The sequence below is a fragment of the Paenibacillus sp. CMM36 genome (assembly GCF_053570945.1).
The window spans coordinates 169,630-191,863 of sequence record NZ_JBSEDY010000010.1; the positions used below are offsets into that span (position 1 = coordinate 169,630).

18 protein-coding genes are annotated in these 22,234 nt (G+C 45.9%); 13 read left to right on the forward strand and 5 right to left on the reverse strand.

Going from position 1 to position 22,234, the window contains the following annotated elements; genetic code table 11:
* The first annotated feature begins 161 nt into the window (after positions 1 to 161).
* The 11 genes from ACWA2B_RS19445 to ACWA2B_RS19495 all read left to right on the forward strand — a co-directional run bounded on the left by ACWA2B_RS19445 (position 162) and on the right by ACWA2B_RS19495 (position 13,883).
* Entirely contained in the window at positions 162 to 1,904 is a 1,743-nt protein-coding gene (locus ACWA2B_RS19445) for an ABC transporter ATP-binding protein (RefSeq protein WP_318628193.1), read from the forward strand.
* Positions 1,905 to 2,008: 104 nt separating this feature from the next.
* Complete coding sequence (locus ACWA2B_RS19450) at positions 2,009 to 2,194, forward strand: CLI_3235 family bacteriocin precursor (RefSeq protein WP_080710748.1); 186 nt, start codon at positions 2,009 to 2,011, stop codon at positions 2,192 to 2,194.
* Between the two features lie 71 nt (positions 2,195 to 2,265).
* A complete protein-coding gene (ccpM, locus tag ACWA2B_RS19455) occupies positions 2,266 to 3,720 on the forward strand; it encodes a Cys-rich peptide radical SAM maturase CcpM (RefSeq protein WP_245231681.1) in 1,455 nt (484 codons plus the stop codon).
* Between the two features lie 11 nt (positions 3,721 to 3,731).
* Positions 3,732 to 4,856: a TIGR04066 family peptide maturation system protein gene (locus ACWA2B_RS19460; RefSeq protein ID WP_449292527.1), complete on the forward strand. Its 1,125-nt coding sequence runs from the start codon at positions 3,732 to 3,734 to the stop codon at positions 4,854 to 4,856.
* Between the two features lie 13 nt (positions 4,857 to 4,869).
* The gene (locus ACWA2B_RS19465; RefSeq protein WP_069010100.1) at positions 4,870 to 5,145 is read left to right on the forward strand and encodes a peptide maturation system acyl carrier-related protein; all 276 of its coding nucleotides are present in this window, start codon (positions 4,870 to 4,872) and stop codon (positions 5,143 to 5,145) included.
* Positions 5,146 to 5,302: 157 nt separating this feature from the next.
* On the forward strand, positions 5,303 to 6,085 hold the full coding sequence (locus ACWA2B_RS19470; RefSeq protein WP_069010098.1) for a muscle M-line assembly protein unc-89 Uncoordinated protein 89: 783 nt from the start codon (positions 5,303 to 5,305) through the stop codon (positions 6,083 to 6,085).
* Between the two features lie 148 nt (positions 6,086 to 6,233).
* Positions 6,234 to 7,820, forward strand: a complete 1,587-nt coding sequence (locus ACWA2B_RS19475) for a S8 family serine peptidase (RefSeq protein ID WP_069010096.1) — start codon at positions 6,234 to 6,236, stop codon at positions 7,818 to 7,820.
* A gap of 308 nt (positions 7,821 to 8,128) precedes the next feature.
* A complete protein-coding gene (gene arfA, locus ACWA2B_RS19480; protein WP_029516837.1) occupies positions 8,129 to 9,643 on the forward strand; it encodes an arabinosylfuranosidase ArfA in 1,515 nt (504 codons plus the stop codon).
* Between the two features lie 421 nt (positions 9,644 to 10,064).
* The gene (locus ACWA2B_RS19485) at positions 10,065 to 11,960 is read left to right on the forward strand and encodes an HSP90 family protein (RefSeq protein WP_165149180.1); all 1,896 of its coding nucleotides are present in this window, start codon (positions 10,065 to 10,067) and stop codon (positions 11,958 to 11,960) included.
* A gap of 24 nt (positions 11,961 to 11,984) precedes the next feature.
* Entirely contained in the window at positions 11,985 to 13,046 is a 1,062-nt protein-coding gene (locus ACWA2B_RS19490) for a hypothetical protein (protein ID WP_029516835.1), read from the forward strand.
* 87 nt (positions 13,047 to 13,133) lie between these two features.
* On the forward strand, positions 13,134 to 13,883 hold the full coding sequence (locus tag ACWA2B_RS19495; protein WP_029516834.1) for a glycerophosphodiester phosphodiesterase: 750 nt from the start codon (positions 13,134 to 13,136) through the stop codon (positions 13,881 to 13,883).
* Positions 13,884 to 14,047: 164 nt separating this feature from the next.
* On the opposite strand, the gene ACWA2B_RS19500 is transcribed toward ACWA2B_RS19495, so the two are convergent.
* The 5 genes from ACWA2B_RS19500 to ACWA2B_RS19520 all read right to left on the reverse strand — a co-directional run bounded on the left by ACWA2B_RS19500 (position 14,048) and on the right by ACWA2B_RS19520 (position 19,768).
* Entirely contained in the window at positions 14,048 to 14,875 is an 828-nt protein-coding gene (locus ACWA2B_RS19500; protein ID WP_449292528.1) for a class I SAM-dependent methyltransferase, read from the reverse strand.
* 140 nt (positions 14,876 to 15,015) lie between these two features.
* Complete coding sequence (gene galU, locus ACWA2B_RS19505; protein WP_023986636.1) at positions 15,016 to 15,897, reverse strand: UTP--glucose-1-phosphate uridylyltransferase GalU; 882 nt, start codon at positions 15,895 to 15,897, stop codon at positions 15,016 to 15,018.
* Positions 15,894 to 16,316, reverse strand: coding sequence for a GtrA family protein (locus ACWA2B_RS19510; protein WP_449292529.1), 423 nt, complete (start codon positions 16,314 to 16,316; stop codon positions 15,894 to 15,896). The genes galU and ACWA2B_RS19510 overlap by 4 nt, the downstream gene beginning before the upstream one ends.
* Positions 16,317 to 16,319: 3 nt before the next feature.
* The gene (locus tag ACWA2B_RS19515; protein WP_449292530.1) at positions 16,320 to 17,411 is read right to left on the reverse strand and encodes a glycosyltransferase family 2 protein; all 1,092 of its coding nucleotides are present in this window, start codon (positions 17,409 to 17,411) and stop codon (positions 16,320 to 16,322) included.
* 17 nt (positions 17,412 to 17,428) lie between these two features.
* On the reverse strand, positions 17,429 to 19,768 hold the full coding sequence (locus ACWA2B_RS19520) for a glycosyltransferase family 39 protein (RefSeq protein WP_449292531.1): 2,340 nt from the start codon (positions 19,766 to 19,768) through the stop codon (positions 17,429 to 17,431).
* A 240-nt stretch (positions 19,769 to 20,008) separates the two neighbouring features.
* On the opposite strand from ACWA2B_RS19520, the gene ACWA2B_RS19525 reads away from it, so the two are divergent.
* Positions 20,009 to 20,695, forward strand: a complete 687-nt coding sequence (locus tag ACWA2B_RS19525; protein WP_029516829.1) for a response regulator transcription factor — start codon at positions 20,009 to 20,011, stop codon at positions 20,693 to 20,695.
* The gene (locus ACWA2B_RS19530; RefSeq protein ID WP_209949955.1) at positions 20,692 to 22,188 is read left to right on the forward strand and encodes a sensor histidine kinase; all 1,497 of its coding nucleotides are present in this window, start codon (positions 20,692 to 20,694) and stop codon (positions 22,186 to 22,188) included. The genes ACWA2B_RS19525 and ACWA2B_RS19530 overlap by 4 nt, the downstream gene beginning before the upstream one ends.
* Positions 22,189 to 22,234 lie beyond the last annotated feature (46 nt).

Sequence of the window (22,234 nt, forward strand, 5' to 3'; positions counted from 1 at the left end):
CATATACATTAATTCCAATTTTCAAGAATGACATAAATCATATTTAATCTCGTAAATATGGAATTACTAGAACAGTTAAAAGATGTTTTAAGGTGATTTTGATTCTGATACGGAATTAGTTAATAGGGGGAGAAGGTACATCTGATGAAAGGGGGAAAAGGATGAAAGAATCCATAGTATATAAACGTCTGGCGGCAACATTTAGGCCTTATCTGAAGACGGTCACTATCATTTTGATATGTCTCATCCTATCAGCGGGCTTGAATATATTATTGCCTTTAACAAGCAAGGTTATTGTGGATCAAGGTCTTCTGAAAGGGAATATGCAGGCTGTAATCCTGTACACTTCTGCTGCGTTTTTAATCGTTTGCTTGGACAAGCTGCTGAATGTGTGTAAAGAAACCTTTCGGGCAGGTTTAAGCGCACAGGTTACCTTTACTTTATTTGAAAAAGCGTATTTACATCTGACAAGAGTACGAATGAGCTATTTTAACCGAACCAATGAAGCGGAGTTGCTGAACCAAATTGGCACGGATGTAGGCAATGTATCAAGGATCACAGATAGTGGAGTATTTTTTGTAATTATGCAGGCGTTCAGCATGATTGGTGGTTTATGTGGTTTGCTGCTCATTAACTGGAAAATGACTGTAATCGTGCTGCTTTTTTTACCCATCAAATATGTTGTGGTGAAGTACTTTGTGAAGCGTAGGAAAAAACTGGTAGGGGATTTTATTGAAGGCAGTAGTGATTTTGCCCAGTGGTTTGGGGAATCTGTCGGGGGCATGAAGGAGCAGCGAATGTTTGGTCTTATTCCACATAAGCATCAGCAGTTCTCAACCAAGCAGCGTCGAATTGTAGATTCAGAACGGAAATTGTCACTTCTGGACGCCTGGAATATCGCTTCGGAATCTATTTTAATTCAGCTTCTAATGATGCTTGTGTACGTTGTGGGAGCTAATCTTATCTTTCGTTTACAGCTCACTGTAGGGGGGATTTTTGCCTTTGTTTCTTACAGTGCTTATGTTACCACTCCTGTTTTCGCTATTTTAAACATTGGCTACATGCTGGCTGAAGTCGTTCCCTCCGCCATTCGATATTATCAGTTCTTGGACTGGGCAGAGGAAGAGACATCTAATTCAGTCACCCCAGCGTCTATACTAACTGAGCCGCCATTCGAAGATCACATTGCATTTCATCATGTTTCTTTTTCTTATACCAAGGATGAACCCGTCCTATCCGACGTGAACTTTAGGATTGCCCGAGGGGAAAAGGTAGCTATCATTGGAGCAAATGGGGCAGGGAAGTCTACGCTGCTGGATTTGATGATGAGATTCAGCCAGCCTGATCAGGGGATAATCACCTATGACGGCATTGACATCCAAAGCTATGAAATAGATGAGTATCGAAGTCAAATAGCTTTGGTCAGTCAGCAGGTGTATTTATTTGATACTACTATTTTTGGCAACATCCGCATAGGCACAGAAGTCACTAATGATGCAATAGAGGACATTATCGCTGAGGTTGGCCTGGAAGAATTGGTTCAGAACTCGGCAGATGACTTCCCCATAGGCTCGAACGGCTCCAGATTGTCGGGTGGGCAAAGACAGAAAATTGCTATGGCCCGGGCATTGATCAGGGAAGCGTCATTGTTTATTCTCGACGAGGTGACCTCCAATCTGGACACAGAAGCTAGGCTAAATGTTCAGCGATTGTTGAAGACCCGATTGCGTGACAAGACCGTAATCATCGTTACACATCGCAGCGAGATATTAGCGCATGTCGATAGAGTTATTTTGTTGGAGAACGGCGAACCAGCCCAAATAGGATCACACTCCCATTTTATGACCTGTCATGCGGAATACAGAGGATGGGTATTAGAGAAAGAAGAGGTCCCCATAAAATGATGAAAAAAACAAACGCATTCATAGTGTGATTTAACACCATGTACGGAATTAGTATAGGTGAACACCTTTTTAAATCATATCATGAATGGGAGGAGTAGTTTAACATGCGTAAGCTTGTGAAAAGAAGCGCGAATGTAGGCGACACGATTGAGGCATTTGGCTGTGGTTGTTCCTGTTACTGTCCTTGCTCCTGTTATTGCGCAGGCAGTCTGACTCGAAGCTCCAATACATCGCGAGAAAGTGACGGTTCTTATCGCAGAGATAATGGAACTGGAATTGGTAATTATTAAGCTTATACCTGTATGGAGGAGCCTGGACATTCCAGGCTTCTGTCCACATCAAAACAGAGTAGGTGTGAATCATGAACATGTGCCAACCCTTTATATACACATTTCAAACGAGACTCCACCATTATGTATATGATGTAAATACTAATTTAATTTTGCGGATTAAAGAGGAGGCTTATCATTTTCTGAATTCGCATTCCAGCTTCAACCTGGATCAGATGGAGGCTACACCGGAATTGCAGCAGTATATCCGTGACTTGTTGGATAACGGATTTTTATCTTCACAGCGTCCGCAGATTATGAATCATCCCAAGACAAAGCACCTGGAGCATATGCTTCAGCATCAGCTGAAAACCCTCACCTTACAGGTAACTCAAAATTGTAATCTTAGATGCTCTTACTGCGTTTATTCAGGAGGATATGACAATCGAGGTCATACGAATCTGATGATGGATTTTGAGACAGCGCGCAAGTGTATTGATTTTGTCATTGATAGATCAGTAGACAGTGACCGTCTGGATTTCGGTTTTTATGGGGGAGAGCCGCTCATTAATTTCCCGTTGGTCAAGAAATGTGTCGAATATATCAAGGAGCAGGTGGCGTATAGAGATGTAGGTTTTCATTTGACGACCAACGGTACGCTACTTAATGACGATATTTTGGACTTTCTGGATGAGCATCGTTTTGTACTTACGATCAGTCTGGATGGAGATCAAGAGAATCATGATAGAAATAGACGATTTGCTGTTAACGGACGAGGCTCCTTTGATACCATTATTGCCAATGTAGATAAAATTAAGAGAAATTACCCGGACCTCTTTGAATGGATTAATTTTAATGTGGTGCTGGATACCCGTAATGATTTTGGTTGTATCAATGATTTTTATACGAATTATGAAACCTTCGAAAGTCTGTACAGTGTAAGGTCCTCCTACATTAACGATGCTTATGTGAAGGATGAAATTTTGTACAGGAATGAATTTATTGAGCAGAGGGGCTATGAGGTAGTTAAAATGATGCTTTCCAAATTTGGGAGAGTAGATGAAAGCCATGTCTCGAAGCTGATTAAGGACTATTATATTCAGATATATTTCCGAATGTTTCATTATAGAAAGCCTTCTGCGGGGATGCCGATAGAGGCGCATCATGGCGGACCCTGTGTGCCTGGTGTACAGCGATTGTTTGCGGATGTGCATGGAAATCTGTATCCATGTGAACGGGTCAGTGAGCAGTCGGAAGTGGTGCAGATTGGAACGGTGGACACGGGCTTTGAAGTGGATAAAATCAACCGGATTTTGAATGTAGGGACAATCACGGAGGATGCATGTAAAAACTGTTGGAATTTCCGCTTTTGTACGTTGTGTGTTGCTGTAGCAGATGATTTGCATACCTTGTCCAAGGAAAAGAAGCTGAGTCATTGTTCGGTAGTCAAAAACGATATTCGGCACACCCTACTTGATTATTGCATGATGAATGAGCTGGGCTATGATTTCTCCGAGGATACGATTCTCGATTTTGAAAAAGCATGAGGGGTGTCTCCATGACCAATAAATTAATCATTTTTCCGTTTGATTATGAAACGATAGCCCTAGTTAGGAACTTGAATCTATTAGGAAGTTATGAGGAAGTTGTCCTTATTTCTTTTCAAGGGTCGGGGATGATCGGGAAAGATGCCTGTGTAACGGACAAGGGGGAAGTGACAGGCTTCATCGTGAAGCCAGAGTCTTGTTTGGAGCAAGAAATGGAGCGTTGTGATGCTATATTACTGGTGAAATCCAATTTCAAGCTGGATGTAGCTGAGGTGTATCTTCCCGTGATCAAGAAGGCTGGACAACTTGGCAAAAAAGTCATGTGTAATTTCACTTTGCCAGACTCATGTATGGAATTCATCGAACCCTGTGAGGAGCATGAGGACAAGCTGATTTTAAAAAATACATTTGATGTACGCACGAAAGATATTTTACCGCCTGACCCGGGCTCTGTTATTCATGATTTTTTTACACCGGTTCTATTTGTATTAGGGCTGAACGAGCGAACGCATAAGCTTAATTTACAGTTTAACCTTCGGCAGAAGCTTGAAGCACAAGGATATCGGGTGTTGCAAATCACATCTAATGGATGCGGGGAGCTGATTGGTGCACATTCTTTTCCACAGTTTATGTTTGAGAGCGGTATGACGGAAACCCAGAAGATTATCATGTTTAATCGGTATTTGAAAAAAATAGAGCAGAGCGAAAAGCCTGATCTAATACTCGTGGGCATTCCAGGTGGGATTGTTCCTTTTAACAATACGTTCACGAATTATTTTGGAGTAACCTCTTTTTTGGTATCCCGTGCTGTCAGACCGGATGGACTGATCTGTTGTCTTCACTATGATGAATACAATATAAAATATTTGGAGCATGTGAAACAGTACATGGAAAACCGCTTTTCCTCTTCCTTATTGGGATACGCCATATGTAACAATGTATTCGACAGTTACTCTTCTTCCACGGTCAATATGCAATATGCATCTGTTGATCATCGTTTCGTGGAAGAGAAAAAACAGGAATTTTCCAATTATTCCGTGCCCGTACTCCATCTGTCCAACGATGAAGATATGAATAGGCTGACGGAGAATATTTTACATTATTTTTCGGTTGATCATAATGTAGTTCAGTTGTAATGGAGGGAAGAACATGAACTTTACTCAGGATGTAACGGGAACAGGAATGACACTGGAAAATATATTTTGGAAGCTTTTTAAAATAAAAGCGGGCGAGATCAATAAAGAGGCTACATTACTGGGGCCTGATATGGGGTTGTTCCCCAGGGATCTGGTATATCTATTATTTGAAGTGGAAAAAAGTTTTGCTATCCTAATTCCGGAAGAGCGTATAGTGGGAGGGGGGTTGCTTACATATAACAGTTTGTATGAGACGATAAAGGGCTGCTTAACAGTGGAAAAGGAATGAAGGATTTGTGAAAATGATGATAAAACATACAAAAACATACAAAAATATCCGATATACCTCTAGAATCACTTATTTCAGGATTTTGCAAAATTCGATTTCAGTCGCTTACTCGATTTTTGAAAAAATCCTCATTTAGAAGAGAATTGGAGGTTTTAGGATGAATGTATCATTTACATCATCTCACCAATCGCCGTTCCGCACCGCAGATAACAACCGACTTGAACTACGGCATCCCTTTTCCGCTCAGGCTGAAAAGAAGGGTATAGGCAAGCCACAAAACAAGGTTATTCAACAATTGACAGAACAAAAGCAAAATTTGATGGAGAGGCGTTCGGACTATTTAAGTAATGCGCTCAAGCGTGGTCTCGGTCCAGAAGCTGTAAAAGCTGAAATGGAAGAGATAGATAAGCAGATTCAGCAAATTGACGAGAACATTCAAAAGCAGTCACTGGAAGAGCAAAAAAAGGCTTTAGGCATGGATGAGGAGAGTAAAAAAGAAGCTCAAAAAGGTAGAAAGGAAGAATATACGCCTAAGACTGCTGAGGAGCAGCAGCAAAGATTGGTCACCTATACAATGCATAGTGTTGTATCTGCAAACAATGAGTTGAAGAGTGCCAAAATAGCCAAAACGGCACAAATCACATTGGGAAGCGAGGCTAAGGGGTGGGAAAACGCTAACCCTGCAAAATCAGCGTCTTTGCGTGAAAAGGCAGAAGGACTTAATGGAAAGATCATGGAAATCGCTGCGAATATTAATGAGCGTATCAGTGAAGCAGTGAATAACGAACCGATGATTACAGATCGGGTTGAACCTAAGGAAGAGCAGGAGGCAAATCCAGAGGCAGGCAGGGTGTGGACTGAACAAGAGCTCAATGCTTATCTGGACTCGGCCAAAGACGGGGCGAAGACTGCAGGCACGAAGGTGAATATTGCAGTCTGATCCAGCTATTATGTACATGGTTTGCTAAATTAGGAGGGTGCTTTCAGACGAACGCTATCGTTCGCAGAGGCACCCTCCGCTTACTCTAATAGAACGGAACAGAGCCGTGAGATTCATTCCACAATCCGAAGAGACAGGGGGAGAAAACATGAATGGCAAGATTCATGTAGCCATTATTGACGACGGGGTTAATGCTGGCTTTTTAAACACCCAATTATTATATAACGTCGAAATAGCTCATGGAGACGTAGAAGATGGACGTACCTTAAATCACGGTACGCTATGTGCAGCTATTGTACAAACGTATTTTCCAGATGCGATCATTAGCAGTGTAAAAATAATGAACCATAGAAAAGGAAATGCAACTCAGCTTTGTGCTGCGCTGGATTGGTGTGTAAAACATGGTGTACAGGTAGCAAATATCAGCCTGGGGAGTATAAATTATCGAGATCGAAGCATGCTGCGGGAGGCTGTAAATGATGCAGCTATGGCGGGATTAATTATAGTATGTGCTGCACAAAACGGAGGACTTCTTACTTATCCGGCCTCCTTTGCCAATGTGATTGGTGTGCGCTGCGATCATAGCGGTATACTCACAGCAGGACAATATACATATGATGCTGAGTTAGCATTCTCAAGCGGTATCGATTTTATCGCTTTTGCCAAGCATGAACTAGTAGGTGCAGCTGGAGAGGCTGTACAATGTCCCAACAGCAATAGCTATGCCACTCCATTGATTACAGCACACATATGTAAAGTTTTGCAGCAGTCCAAAGCTGTTCCTTCCATAGAACAGCTAAAACATATGTTACATAAGTATAGCTATCTTCCGATACAGGATACTAAATTACCCGTAATGCGTTACGGACATCCGGATTGGATACGGCGCGCCTATGTGTTTATAGAGGAGTGTGCAATTAGTTCGAAAGCACCCTATTATTTTCAGACCCAATGTGAAGCTCAACCCTCTGGCGACAAAGTTGCCGCGATCATCGAACAAGCCATCCTGCGGGAGCGAGAACAACAGGATACAGCGCTCGAAGGTGGACAACGGGTATGCGACCTGACAGATACGATTGTCTTGCTAGGGGAAATGGAGCCAGTGAGCTTGCAGGAAGTGGAACAATTGGCTTCACGGTATGGAAAACATGTCGTCTATATCTCTAAAAATCAACGACACACCCCATCACTGAATTTTTCATCTTGCTATTTGCGCTGGTGGCAGCAAGAGGAGGGGCTCTTTATGGCGCAGGAGGAGGCTAGCTCAATAGAGGATTCACGCATTCCGCATATTTGTATTTATTATGATAAGGGCATTGACATTATTTATTTTTTGCATGAGTTGAGAGGGGCCTTTGCCCGGGATGAATACCAAAGCTGGATCGCGGTGGACCAGTCCGCGGCAGTGTTGCATGATATGGAGTATACGCTCCCTTTGGATGCAAGCAATGGATTACAGGAACTGTTATATAATGCGGGTAAAATGGCATATAACGCTTATACGGATATTGCTATTTTGTGTGTAAAGGCTGCGAATACTGAGGATTGCACCAAAGAACGAGTTTTATTAGGCGTAGATATTGAGCTTTCTTTGCTGGTGAAAGTGGAAACTGAAGGTATTTACATATCTATACGGACAGAGCAGGGATATTTGAAAGAATGGGTCCTCTCAGACTTAAACGCGGGCGATATAGGTGGTATTTATACATATTTAGAACAACTGTTGGTAGACTGATATTCACTATTTAAAACAGACTGCAAGATACGGCAGTAGCACTATTTTGAACGCACCTATAATCCGTTATTATTATTATTTGGCAAAGTGGTTATTCACTCAATAAGTTTGTTTATAAAACAAAATATTTAGAAATACGTAACCAATTGCTTATCGTTTATTATAAATATTAATAAATATATTAAGTATTTAATGATAATATTGACTATGATAAATAGGGTGTGTTATATTAAAACCGTAAATAAAACGGCATCTTAATCTTGGTGGTAGAACGGATTTTATTTTCGCATTCAGAGAGGATGGTTTAGGTGGCAGCAGCTGTAAAAGCAAAGATGATTGTAGACAAATCTTTTCGTATTGCTGAAGTCGATAAACGCATTTATGGCTCTTTTGTAGAGCATCTCGGGCGTGCCGTATATGGCGGTATTTACGAGCCTACTCATTCAACTAGTGATGAAAGCGGTTTCCGTAATGATGTTAAAGAGTTGGTAAAACAGCTTGATGTTCCTATTATACGCTATCCGGGCGGTAATTTTGTATCCGGTTACAATTGGGAAGACGGTGTCGGCCCTGTCGCGTCCAGACCTAGACAGTTGGAGCTGGCGTGGAGAACGGTCGAGCCAAATGAAGTAGGCACGAATGAATTTTTCAAATGGGCCAAGGATGTAGGTTCCGAAGTCATGATGGCGGTTAATCTGGGTACACGCGGAATTGATGCTGCGCGTAATCTGGTGGAATATTGCAACCACACAGGCGGCTCCTATTGGAGTGATCTACGTCGTAGTCACGGGGTTGAGCAACCACATAAGATTAAAACTTGGTGTCTTGGTAACGAGATGGATGGCCCATGGCAGATTGGTCACAAGACAGCAGAAGAATATGGCCGTCTGGCTGTTGAATCTGCAAAAGCTATGAAGCTGATTGATCCTGACATTGAGCTTGTATCCTGTGGAAGCTCCAGTTCCACGATGCCAACGTTCCCGGAATGGGAAGCAACCACACTGGATCATACCTATGAGGTAGCCGACTATATTTCCTTGCACCAATACTACGGCAATCATGACAATGATACGGCTAATTATCTGGCACGCTCTATGGATATGGATCATTTTATCCATACGGTCATTTCGACTTGTGACTATATCAAAGCAAAGAAACGCAGCAAGAAAAAAATGATGCTCAGCTTTGACGAATGGAACGTATGGTACCACTCCAATGATGCGGACAAAAAAATTGATCCGTGGTCTGTGGCACCACCGCAGCTTGAGGATATCTATAACTTTGAGGATGCATTGTTGGTAGGCAGCATGTTGATTACGTTCCTGCGCCACGCGGATCGTGTGAAAATGGCTTGTCTCGCCCAACTGGTCAACGTTATTGCGCCAATCATGACCGAGAATAGTGGAAAGGCGTGGAAACAAACGATCTTCTATCCGTATCTGCATGCCTCCCGTTATGGTCGTGGGATATCGCTGATGCCTGTCGTGGATTCGGAAAAATACGACTCCAAGGACTTCACAGACATCCCTTATCTGGACAGCGCTGTAGTTTATGATGAAGAGGGAGACGCGCTGACTGTCTTTGCAGTGAACCGTCATTTGTCTGAATCGCTGGAGCTGACAGTAGATGTACGCAGTTTTGAAGGCTACCGCATTGTCGAGCATACTGTATTGGAGCATGATGATCTTAAAGCGACCAACAGTCCAGCCGGTGAAAAAGTTACGCCTCACAACGGCGGTAACGCCAAGCTTGATGACGGAATTGTAAAAGCTCATTTGGGCAAAGCATCGTGGAACGTTATCCGTCTCGCTAAGTCTCATTAATTCTCTTCTGTAAAAGGGTACAGCTTCGACTGTACCTAAATAAGCTCGCATTCTCTCTTGTAAGAGTATTACAAGAGCGGCAATGCGAGCTTTTTGCGTAAAATGAGCCATTTGTCCCTCCATAGATATAGGGTTCTGAGAGAAGGGTGGATTTTAAATAAATATTATGTTTATTACTAAATTTAACTAGACAAAGATGACCTTTATTCACTAAGTGCTCGTACTCCGTACATTTTTATGAAGTTAATTAGACCCAGTGCCAGACTTCCCAGGTGAAAAAAGACCCTATTATGTCGTTGTCAACGTACTGATATCTGAAATGCAGGGTGTGCAATCCGACTTAAATCCACGTTATACTTTAAAAGACAGTCTATTTAAATCCAAATGGTGGTTGTAGTATTTCGAGAAAGGAATGATCTCTATGAGTCAAACAGACGAATATCGTTTTCAAGTGAACTTGGGCGGTATGATTGATATTTTGGCCAATCATTTATATAGCAGTCCACGAGTGTTTATACGTGAGGTTCTGCAAAATGCAACAGATGCGATCACGGCTCGCAAGGAGCTGCGGAAGGTTGCTACTGAAAGTAATGTATTAAAAGAAGACAAGACCCTTGAAGCTACAGCTTCTGAGAGTAACAACTATGAAGGCAAAGTCATCGTAGAGTTATCTGGTGCCGGGGAGCAACAGGTATTGATGATTCAGGATAACGGCATTGGGTTGTCAGAAGAAGACATTCACCGTTTTTTATCGATTATCGGTCAGTCTTCCAAGAAGGGAGCCGATTTGCTGGCTTCTGAGACTTCGTTTATCGGACGATTTGGGATTGGGTTGCTATCCTGCTTTATGGTGAGCGATGAAATTGTGGTGCTGACCCGCTCGGTGAAGGAAGGCGTCTCCATGGAATGGAGAGGGAAGCCGGATGGGACGTATACGATTCGTCGATTGGAGACCGAACTGCCTGTAGGAACGCAAATTTATTTGCGCTGCAAGCCGGGAAGTGAGTTTTATTATGAGCCGGCGCATGTAGAGGAGTCTTTATTCTATTATGGTGCGTTGCTGCCGTATCCGGTCATACTGTCTGTAGACGGGGAGACCAAGCGCGTCAATCTTCCATCGACGAGCTGGATGCAGGACCCAGAACAATTACGGAGCCGCCGTAGTGAGGTGCTAGATTTAGGCTATCGCCTGATGGGCGAGCGCTTCAGTGATTTTATACCGTTGCGGACGGCATCGGGCAGAACAGGCGGGATTGCATTCATTTTGCCTCGTAGTGTTAATCTGAACAGCAAGCGGCTGCACCGGGTGTACTTGAAGCATATGTTGGTGTCCGATAAGGCGGAAAATGTATTGCCAGAATGGGCATTCTTCATTAAAAGCCTGATTTGGACAGATGAATTGCAACCAACGGCATCACGTGAATATTTTTATGAAAATGAGCAGCTTGATGCGGTTCGTTCTGAATTGGGGACCTGTATTCGGGAAGAACTGCTACGCATGGCGGAATATGAACCAGACCGTTTGCAACACTGGATTCGTTTGCACGAGCTGTCCATGAAGGCGCTCGCGGTCGAGGATGATGAATTTCTGCGGATTATGCATCGCTGGTTTTCCTTCGAAAGTACATTTGGGCGGCGTGAACTGAGTGAACTGATCCGAGAGGCGGGCGGACGTCCGTTGCATTACACATCGACAGTAGATGAGTATCGTCAGATTACGCATGTGGCGGCGGCGCAATCCATGTTGGTGATCAATGGCGGCTATATTTATGATTCAGACATTTTGGAAAAGCTGCATTGGATTGACCCTAACCTGCAAACAGAGCGTCTTAGCCCTGAGGAAGTATCTCTATCATTTACCGGGCTAACACAGGAAGAGCGCGAGAATTATTACGGTGTACTACGTGTCATGGATGCTGCTTTGCAGCCAATGCGTTGTCGCGCTGAGTTGAAGCGTTTTGAGCCTGCGAGTTTGCCAGTATTGTATACCATTTCTCAGGATGCACTGACCTTGCGCTCCATGGAAAACACGGTTGAGGAGACAACCTCACTTTTTTCCAATGTGCTTGATAGTCTGAAAGCAGGAGTCCAGCAAAATTCGGGCTACTCCACTTTATACTTTAATCTGAACAACCCGGTGGTGGCCCGAATTCTTGAAGCTACCGATACGCAGATGGTTACGGCTGCTACAGAAATGATGTATGTGAATGCGCTTATGATGGGTCACTATCCGATGAACCGCAGTGAGCTAGGGCTGATGAACCGGAGTGTACTGCATTTTATCAATTGGGGATTAGGGAACGGACAGAATACGTAATTGCGTAATTAAGGGAGGATTCAAATGGAAGAGACAATATATGAATTGATGGAGCAGGCGCAGGATATGCCCGGAGGGGCGGCAAAGCTGGCGATTCTGGAAGAGGCTGTTCGCTTGGCAGACACTTCCGGATTGAAGGAACTCGCTTATGAAATTCGGGGAGAGATTGTAGACTGCGCTATTTTTAACGGATACCCATTGAAGTCGCTGATTGCTTTTTCGTGGCAGTTGGGCCAATTTGATCAAAATCCAGAGGAATACGACGCAGATGAGCTGTTGTGGAATTACAAATGGATACTTGGGAAGGTGTGCAGCTTTTCCAATATATCGAAGACTCAAATAGAAGATCTGGCGGAGGATATGCGCAGACGTTATGCCGAATACGGGTATAATGAGCGTCCATATTACTATTATAAGTTCCGCATCGCGATGGACATGGGAAATCTGGAAGAAGCACGGCGATATCTGGATACCTTCCGCTTGATCGAACGGGACAGTATGAGTGATTGTGAAGCCTGCGAGCAGAGCCAGATGGTGCGGTTCTACTACTTGGCCGGAGAGGATGAGCAGGCGCTTGCCGTGGCAAAACCGATTTTGTCGGGTCGTATGAGATGTGCAGAAGTGCCGCATGTGACGCTCTCGCAGGTGCTATTGCCGCTTTATCGTCAAGGCGAGGTTGATCAGGCAAAGGAGCAGCATCGTAAAGGCTATCGCCTAGTCCGGGATGACCGTGACTTTCTGAAAACGATAGCAGAGCATATCGAATATTTGACGATTGCTGATCCGGTTCAAGGGATCGAAGTGGTAGAGCGTCATCTACATATGGCGCTAGACTATGAGAGCGGGCTGGAGCAGATGTATTTTTACGCGACGATGGTGAGTCTGCTGCAAAAGTTGGATACTTCGGGAGAAAAACGGTTGATCCGGTTGCCGGCTTCCTTGGAATGGGGGAAAGAGGAGCGCACATTGACGGAAATCATTGCGTATTTTAGGCCACTGGCAGAGTCAGCGGCGGCTGATTTTGATCGACGGAACGGGAATACGTTTTATTCCGAGTGGATCGGGAAAATTGTTCAAACGGCATAGAAGAAGTGTAGCTGTGACGAATATTTTATACTGCCCAAACAATGAGCAGGTATAATGTTCCTGTGAAATGACAGGAGGGGTTATGTGGTGACTGTAACCGGAAAGGTGATTAATTTCGCACACCGCGGAGCTTCAGGTGTATGTCCTGAGAATACGATGGCGGCATTCCGCCACGCCTTGGAACTGGGAGCAACAGGTATAGAAACGGATGTGCAGCGTACCCAAGATGGGCATCTGGTGCTGATTCACGATGAGTCGCTGAAGCGTACGACAGGTTGCTCACTGGATGTAAGGGATATTACGCTGGAAGAATTAAATAAATTGGATGCGGGCGGCTGGTTTGGTGAGAAATTCCGAGGTGAGCGGGTCCCAATGCTGGATGAGCTACTGGAACTAGCCCAGTCCTCCTCGAATACAATAATTAATTTAGAGTTGAAAAATAGCATTTATCTCTATCCGGGAATGGAGGAAGAGGTCATTGCTACCGTGAAGCGTTTTGGATTAGAACAGCGGGTAATCATATCCAGCTTTAATCACGAATCGCTGGCGCTCTGTGCGCAGCTTGCTCCTGAAATCAAGACGGGGGCGCTGTATATCGAAATTATGGTCCGCCCATCCGAGTATGCCACCCAATTTGGGGTTACCGCACTTCATGCCTACAAACAAGTGGTTACACCAGAAGCTGTATCAAAGGCTTTGGCATTAGGCGTCGTCTACCACCCATGGACGGTGAATGAGCCAGAAGAAATGAAGCGTCTGCTAGAGGCCGGGGTAAACGGCATTATCACGGACTATCCTGATCGGTTGGCGCACTTATTGGCTGTCCGCTCTTCCTAGGTTGAAGACACAGTGGAACTGCAACTAAGGTTTGCAGGGATATGAGCGTGGCTATTTATTGAAGAAAAAGACTCTCCTGTACGCACTCGTTTTTACGAGGCGAGGGAGAGTCTTTTTTGCCCTAAGCCGAAGAGCGTATCATCCACGATGGCCTTGATTCCTTTCTACTTGATGCCGAGCCGCATACGATAGCTGAACAGAATGTCTAGTGTTCTGCCCTGAAAATGATTCTCTACCAGGTTCACGAAGCGGGCTACATCGCCGTCAAGCGTTCTATTGCCAAGTTTTAAGAGACTTTGAATACCCCCTTGGCTGAGAGCGAGCCCTGTATAACGAGCTGCGTCACACTGCTCACGGTTGTGGAAAACAATCTCCCGGGTATATCGGAATTGCCCGCTGCGTTGCAGATTAGCTAAATGCTGATCCTTGCTCCATTTATGAGCTTGCTGCTCTACTGGGGCTTCCTGTTCCAAAAGGGTATCCGCTTTGGTGATAAGCTCTGTATAAGCTTGCTCTATCTGCCATTGCAGCACCGGAGGCCAGTCACAGTCAAAGGCTGCGAACACGCCGCCCTGAGCCAAGACCCTGCCCGCTTCCTGAAGCGTGCTCTCGGGGTCCATCCAGTGAAAGGATTGAGAGCAGGTGATGACGTCTACAGTTCCGTCCTCAAAGGGCAGGTTGTTGGAGAACCCGCTTTTGAAGGAAATGGTTCCTGCCTTTGTCGTTCCTGCTGTCTCCAGCTTGTGCTGCGCTTTTCCTCTCATGTCCGAGTTAGGCTCGATACCGACGACTTGCCGAGCGGCGTTTTCCCATATGAAAGTTGAAAGTCCTGTACCGCAGCCAATATCGGCAACGAGCTCTACGTTTCGCTCCAGATAGCGGCTGACGATTTCCACGACGAGTGACGGTGCTTCCGGGCGGTGCTGATCGTAGTTGTCGGCAAAACCGTTGAAACGATCCACATTGCTTTGCAGATTTCCTTTAGGTATCATAGGTCTTTTCCTCCTTAGTTTCGACCGGGCGGCTGAGCAGATTCAAATGCTGCTGTACTCCTACATTGTACAGGTTTACATGTTCATCCATCTACTCTCGTGATTTCACAGCACCCGTCGGATTTCGGAGGGGAAATTCCCTATTTTATCATTGAAGCAAGCGCCCACTCGCGCATCATGGAGTCAAGCATTGGACGCAAATCTTCGCGTTGCATACCCATGTGGAGCACGGCTTCCAGATATCCAGCTTTATCTCCAATATCATAACGTGTGCCTTCCAGTTCCAAGGCGAGCAGTTGGTTCTGCAATGCTACCTGATGGAGTGCGTCTGTCAATTGATATTCACCGCCTGCCCCAGTGGACAGGTTTTCCAATATAGAGAAAATGGAAGGCTCCAATACATACCGACCAATGACTGCCTGCCGCGAAGGGGCATCTGCCGGAGAAGGTTTTTCAACAAGCCCGCCGACTTCGTGGATGAGACCGTTCTGGTGAGTAGAGTCAATAATGCCGTATTTACTCACATCTTGTTCTTCCACCGTGCGCACGCCGACCACTTGCTTGCCAGTCGCCTCGTAGACATCCATCATTTGACGGATTGCCGGGGTGGAGGAATTCATAATATCATCGCCCAGCAACACGGCAAATGGTTCATCGCCGATGAACTGACGAGCGCAGCTTACCGCGTGTCCCAAGCCGAGAGGTTCTTTTTGACGGATATAGTGAATGACTGCTTTACCCCCGATGCTTTGAACTTCACGCAGAAGATCGTATTTACCTTTGCTCTCCAGTACCTGCTCCAACTCCACAGACTTGTCAAAATGATCCTCGATGGCTTTTTTATTACGCCCCGTTACGATAATGATGCTCTCAATTCCGGACTTGATAGCTTCTTCTACGATATATTGAATAGCCGGCTTGTCTACGATGGGAAGCATCTCTTTCGGTAAAGCTTTCGTAGCTGGTAGAAAACGGGTTCCTAATCCGGCGGCTGGAATAACAGCTTTTGTAATTTTTCTCATAGAAACTCACTTTCCTTTCGGGATGGGGAACCAAATACCCAGTATCGGCTCCCGATATAATTGATGATCATTCCGACTGCGGTGGCGATCAGCTTGCCTAAAGCAAGTGGCAACTCGGTTCCCGTGTGAAGCACTTGTAGTAATAAGGAGGTTATCCCTAATACGATGAGATTGATGACGATAAATTTAGGTAATTGCCCCTTGTTAGTGTTGTTTGATAGTTGTTTGTTGAATGTCCATTTGCTGTTCAAAATATAACTATTGGCTGTGCCGCAGCTGTACGAAATGATCTGCGCCACAATGACCGGAATTCCGGCCCAAGCCAGCAGCATAAAAATGATATAATCTACACCCGTATTCACCAGACCTACGATGCCAAATCGGATCATAGGAAGCAGCTGGGCCATGCGATTTTTCATGGGTTAGGCTCCATGGCCGGATTTGGGTCCGGTATATACCGCACTGTTGCCACGCACTGTGCGTCCTGCCGAAATCAGGCTCTCACGGGCTCCTTGCATGTACAGGGACTCGCGTGGTTCAGGGACCTTCATAGCATGTGTCGGACCGTTTTCGTATTGTCCACCCAGATGCTCACGGACAATGTATAGCGGACGTGCTTTGGTTTCGTCATAAATCCGTCCAACATATTCACCCATAATACCGAGAATGATGAGGATTACCCCGTCGAAGATCAGGCTGATGCTAATCATGGACGACCAGCCCTTCATCACATAGGAGTCGGTGAAAAAGTTGAGAAACAGTACGTACATCAGATATAGGAAGCCGGACATGGAGAGAAGCGCACCGATATAACCTGCCAGCTTGAGCGGCTTAATCGAAAAGGATGTGATCCCGTCCAGACTGAGCTTGATCATTCGTTTCAACGGATACTTGGTTTCGCCTGCGAGCCGCTCGTCGCGCTCATATTCTACAGCAGTTTGTTTGAATCCGATCCAGCTGACCAGTCCACGAACGAATCGGTTATTTTCTGGCAGCCGTTTCAATTCTTCTATGACCTTGCGATCCATTAGGCGGAAGTCCCCGGTGTCGACCGGGATATTAATATCCGTTGATGCTTTAAGTACACGGTAGAAGAGGCTGGCAGACCATTTCTTGAAGCGAGTTTCTCCATTGCGTTTGAGCCTTTTGGCGTAAACCACTTCATAGCCTTCCTTCCACTTGTTAGCCATCTCAACAATCAGTTCCGGCGGGTCCTGGAGGTCGGCGTCAATGACGACGACCGCCTCCCCCACCGCATAATCCATCCCGGCGGTAATCGCTAGCTGATGACCAAAGTTGCGAGAGAAATCAATCAATACAATCGTGTCATCTCTGAGACTGAATTCCTTGATCAATTGGACGCTGCGGTCCGAACTTCCATCATTGACGAAGATCAGCTCGTAGGGCTCACCCATTGAGCCCATGACTTGTTTCAGCCTCCGGTAGGTTTCCGTAATAACGGCTTCCTCGTTGTACATCGGAATAACTATGGAATAACGGATGGGTTCACTCATTCGTAGTTCCTCCTCATTTATAATGTGATTTCGTATAAAGTACCGCTTCCGCCACGTTCGTCTCCGCCAGGGCCACCTTGACCATCCTGGGCGTTCGCATTGCTGTTCGTGGTGTCGCTTCCGCTCTCGGTGGCTTTAACGTCTGTACTTGTTTCGTCTGTTGTTGTTTTCCATTCATCTGTAGGGATCAACTTGCCGTGTTCTTTGATCCATGTAGTGACTTCAGAGTTACCGCCGTCCGGTCCGCCGCCTCCACCAGAAATCATGAAGTACTTCACTTGGCCGCTTTCGACCAGTGCCTTAATTTTATCGACGGTATAGACTGGATCGGAAGATACAAAACCGTTCATAATAATTACTTTTTGTCCGGCCTCGACCAGGTAAGGAGCAGCCGTTGAATAATTACTTGCTGCGAAAAGGTAGGTTTCACCTGTGTTATTTTTTTGCAAATAGCTCAACATTTTTTGATCTAAGCTTTGGCTACCGTTGGGTCCCCCCATTCCTCTGGAACGGGTAGAAGATTTTTGCTCCGTGTCTGTACTTGTTTGTGTGCTTGAAGTATTTCCATCAGGACTGGAATTCTCTGCATTATTGGTCTGGTTATTCGTTTGAGTTCCTTCGGCTTGTTGTCCATTGGCGCTCTGACCTCTATTGCGATCATTGCCACCTGGCATTCCGCCACCACCACCGCCGCCAAATTGAGTGGGTCCGGCTTGTGGAATCATGCTGTTCCCTCCGTAGATGATCGGTGTCAATGCCCAATATGCAGGACCGATAAACATAGCGAGTACACTTGCAATGATGGCGAACCTTGTGAACTTCTCAGATTTCATTCGTGCCACTACCTGCAGCACCGTGCCGATGATCCCTAAGATCAATACCGTGATGGACCAGCCGCTGCCAATGGTATCGTTGTAATTTTGCAAAACAAACCAGCTAAATACCGAGGTTGCCAATACTGCTGCGGGTAACAGCCAGGAGAGCCAGTTGGAACGCTCACGATACTGCTTCCACAATTCTACGAATCCTGCTCCAAAGAGCGCTGCAATTGGTGGCGCGAGCATAATCAGGTAATAATGATGAAAGAATCCTGCTACGCTGAAAAATGCAGCTACGGGAATCAACCAGGTCAGCCAGAAGATGACCTCTTTGTGTTTTTGTGTGATATTACGACGTCGAATGCTTGCAAGCAGGCCGATGGAAGCAATTAATGCAAATGGAAGCAGCCAGCTGGCTTGACCTGACAGGGAGGATTGGAACAACCGTAAAGGTCCTTTTTCGCCAGTACCGAACATGCCGCCACCAGAATTCCCTCCCGGTCCACCGCCTGGACCGCCCTGGCCACCTTGCCCGTCTCCAGGACCACCTTGTCCGTTGCCGCCAAATCCACCCGGTGGCATTTGACCACCTGCACCCATGTTGTTGGCACCTGAGTCATCTGTAGAAGTAGTGCTGTCCAATGATGTGGTCGTCTGAGCCTGATCCGTGTTTGTGTTGCTGCTATTCGTTGCAGCGTTATTGTTCCGATCCGTACGTTCTCCGCCACGATTGCCACCTGTACCCTGATCTCCTGTCAGACGGGACAGGCCGTTATAACCAAAGGCCAAATTCAGCACAGAGTTCGTACCGCTACTCCCCATATAAGGGCGTTCATCTGCCGGAGTAGAGTCCACTACGACTGCCCAAGAGAGTGATACGATCAGGAGGACAACTGCTGATCCTACCAGTGTTGCTGCTTTTCGCTTCCAGTTAAACTTGGAAGCCAGCAGATAGAACAGACCCAGTGCGGGAACGATCATATAGGCTTGTAACATTTTTTCGTTAAAGGCGATGCCTACGACTGCGAAAGCAGCAAGGATCAGCCCGGTTTTGCTATTTCTAAGGCCTCTGAACAATAGCCATGTTGCGAGCAACAGTGTGAAAACCAACATAGCGTCGATGTTATTCGTACGGCTAACCGCTACGGCTATCGGTGTCGTTGCCATGGCGAAGGCGGCCAAACGTGCGGCCATCGTACCGAAGCTCGGTTTGACGAGCAAGTAAACGAGCAAGACCGATCCGACTTGAGCCAGCGCCTGTGGCAAGATAACGCTCCATCCGTGAAGCCCGAATATATAGGCGCTCAGTGTCTGAATCCAGAACACCACAGGGGGTTTGTCTACCGTTACCGATCCGGCAGAATCAAGTGAGGCGAAAAAGAAGTTGTGAAAGCTTTGTAGCATGCTTGCTACGGCCGTCGTGTAGTAGGTGTTTACATATTTGTCTTGCCAGATGTTGTATCCGTTCAAAAATGCGGATATCAGCATAATGATGATCAGGGGGATGTCCGCCCTGGTCTTAAACCATTTCTTAATCATGTTCATTCCACTCCCTGTGAAAGTTTCTTTGTATTTATTCCGATCTTGGCCCGGTGAACTACCGGCTTGCTATTATCATGCCAGACGTACCTTAATGCGTTCTGAGCGCTCCCTGAACGTTAGCTGAAAGCTGAGCAGGGGTGCTTTTTTTGCGACAGGATTCAGGTATATTAGATACAGGTGAAAATGAATCGACTTTTATATGAGAAAAATGCAGCAACATGAAAGGGAAGATGAATAATGAATCCAATACACGGAGTTAAAATTATGCTGGCAGATGATGAGCCTCATATTTTGCAATTTTTAGAGCTTGGACTGATTAATGAAGGATATGAAGTCAGAACCGCCGAGAACGGGAGTCAAGCGCTCGATTTGGCAAAAGAGTTTCGCCCGCATGTAGCGGTGCTGGATGTGATGATGCCGGAAATGAACGGTTTTGAGGTGTGCCAAAGTCTCAAGGAGACGGAGGATAACATCGCGGTCATTATGCTGACTGCCAAGGATGATGTCGACGATCGGGTAAAGGGATTAAAACTCGGCGCGGATGATTATGTTGTAAAACCCTTCAGTTTTAATGAGCTGCTGGCTCGCATTGAAGCGCGCTTGCGCAATCAGTTCCCCGATCTGCTGGGAGAAGTGGTTCACGGCCCCTTTCAAGTGGATGATCGACGGAAGGAAATCCGTTATCAGAGTCAGGTGCTGGAACTGTCGCCTACCGAATATGAACTATTGAAGTTTTTGGTGTTGAATCACGGGATTGTGTTAAGTAAAAGTCGTATTCTGGACCGGGTATGGGGGTACGATTTTGGAGGCGAGGATAATATTGTTGAGGTGTACATTCGCTCCTTGCGTGAAAAACTCAAAGACAAGGAGCACCGGGTCATTCGTACGCTGCGCGGTGTGGGATACCGGGTGGATCTGCTATGAAGGCGGGCGGGAAAAGTCGGAGAAAATATGCACTCCGTTCTCTCCGATCCCAGCTTTTGGCCAGAACGTTACTCATTTTGGCTTTGTTGCTTGTATTGATTGGTTTTCTACAATATTTTCTGATGAAAGATTTTCTGTATCGCAGTCGGGCAGAAGCCATGAATACACAGCTGAATTCAATTCCTGCCGATTTATTGATTAAGGATTCGCAGGAAAAGAGCGGGGCTGGGGTAACCGTTCCTCAAGATGAGTCCAATCGAAGGAGTAATCGACCGGGACCGTTTCTGTTTTGGCCGGATATGTCGCTTGCTTCTATAGGTATAGACGGCACCTTCCAGAGCTTGTCCAATGAAAATGGACTTAAACCGCCGCGTCTCACCACTCAGCAGTATCAAGCAATGCAGCAGAGTAAGCGCATGCGTCACGGCTATCAATTAATCACGGATGCCCAGGGGAAAGAGCAACTGGTTGTATTCCGTCCGCTTGGTCCACCTGACCGTTCTTCCGGTTTACTTCAAATGGGCGTATCCACGACTTCTATGCAAGAGCAGTTGATTAACCAGCTCCGCACCTTTATTTTATTGTCTCTGATTGCACTTGCGATTGGGTTGGCGCTTATGCTTCCGGTGCTGCGCCGCACGTTGGTACCCCTTTCCAGGATGGTTGAGGCTGTCAAACGTATTGATGCGGGCAATCTGGCCGAGCGCTTTGACGCAGAGCAAGGGCAGTATGAGGTGGATCGTTTGGCGGTTTCATTTAACGGAATGCTGGAACGGCTGGAGCATTCTTTTGCAGCCGAACGGGAATTGCAGATGCAGATGAGACGATTTATTGCGGACGCCTCCCATGAACTGCGCACCCCGCTCACGTCTATTCACGGCTTCTTGGAAGTGTTGCTTCGTGGAGCTGCATCCAATCCGAAGCAGCTCCAATCAGCATTAGAAAGTATGTATGGTGAATCCAAGCGGATGAATAAGCTTGTCTCTGACTTGCTATTGTTGGCTAAGCTGGATCGAACACCGGAGTTAAAGCTGGAAGACATACCATTAGATGCGTTGCTGCTGGAAATGAAACCGCAGCTTCTTATGCTAGCAGGTACACGTAAAGTGGTTTTTGATATGACGGCAGGTATACGGGTATTGGCAGAAGGGGATAAAATCAAGCAGGTCGTGCTCAATCTGTTTCACAATGCGGTTCAGCATACCGATATGGAAAGAGGTGTAATCCAGGTAAACCTGTCTGCAGGTAAGAAGTTGGTGGATATCCAAATTCGTGATAACGGGCCAGGCATGAGTAAAGAACAGCTGGAGCGGATATTTGAGCGTTTTTATCGTGGAGATGAATCGCGTACACGTAGCTCAGGCGGGGCAGGTCTTGGTCTGGCCATTACACAGTCTATCGTGGAAGCACACGGCGGGAACATTACAGCCGAAAGCACCCTGGGAACGGGAAGTGTATTCAAAGTAACGCTACCTTTAGCGGGAACAGTATAGTATTGCAGATTATGGCGTAACATAGAAATAGCCCCCCTAACCGCAG

What these genes read in the sequence shown, in the direction of transcription:
- ACWA2B_RS19445 (WP_318628193.1), top strand. Translation starts at nt 162, where the DNA reads ATGAAAGAATCCATAGTATATAAACGTCTGGCGGCAACATTTAGGCCT.
- ACWA2B_RS19450 (WP_080710748.1), top strand. Translation starts at nt 2,009, where the DNA reads ATGCGTAAGCTTGTGAAAAGAAGCGCGAATGTAGGCGACACGATTGAG.
- ccpM (WP_245231681.1), top strand. Translation starts at nt 2,266, where the DNA reads ATGAACATGTGCCAACCCTTTATATACACATTTCAAACGAGACTCCAC.
- ACWA2B_RS19460 (WP_449292527.1), top strand. Translation starts at nt 3,732, where the DNA reads ATGACCAATAAATTAATCATTTTTCCGTTTGATTATGAAACGATAGCC.
- ACWA2B_RS19465 (WP_069010100.1), top strand. Translation starts at nt 4,870, where the DNA reads ATGAACTTTACTCAGGATGTAACGGGAACAGGAATGACACTGGAAAAT.
- ACWA2B_RS19470 (WP_069010098.1), top strand. Translation starts at nt 5,303, where the DNA reads ATGAATGTATCATTTACATCATCTCACCAATCGCCGTTCCGCACCGCA.
- ACWA2B_RS19475 (WP_069010096.1), top strand. Translation starts at nt 6,234, where the DNA reads ATGAATGGCAAGATTCATGTAGCCATTATTGACGACGGGGTTAATGCT.
- ACWA2B_RS19485 (WP_165149180.1), top strand. Translation starts at nt 10,065, where the DNA reads ATGAGTCAAACAGACGAATATCGTTTTCAAGTGAACTTGGGCGGTATG.
- ACWA2B_RS19490 (WP_029516835.1), top strand. Translation starts at nt 11,985, where the DNA reads ATGGAAGAGACAATATATGAATTGATGGAGCAGGCGCAGGATATGCCC.
- ACWA2B_RS19500 (WP_449292528.1), bottom strand. Translation starts at nt 14,875, where the DNA reads ATGATACCTAAAGGAAATCTGCAAAGCAATGTGGATCGTTTCAACGGT.
- galU (WP_023986636.1), bottom strand. Translation starts at nt 15,897, where the DNA reads ATGAGAAAAATTACAAAAGCTGTTATTCCAGCCGCCGGATTAGGAACC.
- ACWA2B_RS19510 (WP_449292529.1), bottom strand. Translation starts at nt 16,316, where the DNA reads ATGAAAAATCGCATGGCCCAGCTGCTTCCTATGATCCGATTTGGCATC.
- ACWA2B_RS19515 (WP_449292530.1), bottom strand. Translation starts at nt 17,411, where the DNA reads ATGAGTGAACCCATCCGTTATTCCATAGTTATTCCGATGTACAACGAG.
- ACWA2B_RS19520 (WP_449292531.1), bottom strand. Translation starts at nt 19,768, where the DNA reads ATGATTAAGAAATGGTTTAAGACCAGGGCGGACATCCCCCTGATCATC.
- ACWA2B_RS19525 (WP_029516829.1), top strand. Translation starts at nt 20,009, where the DNA reads ATGAATCCAATACACGGAGTTAAAATTATGCTGGCAGATGATGAGCCT.
- ACWA2B_RS19530 (WP_209949955.1), top strand. Translation starts at nt 20,692, where the DNA reads ATGAAGGCGGGCGGGAAAAGTCGGAGAAAATATGCACTCCGTTCTCTC.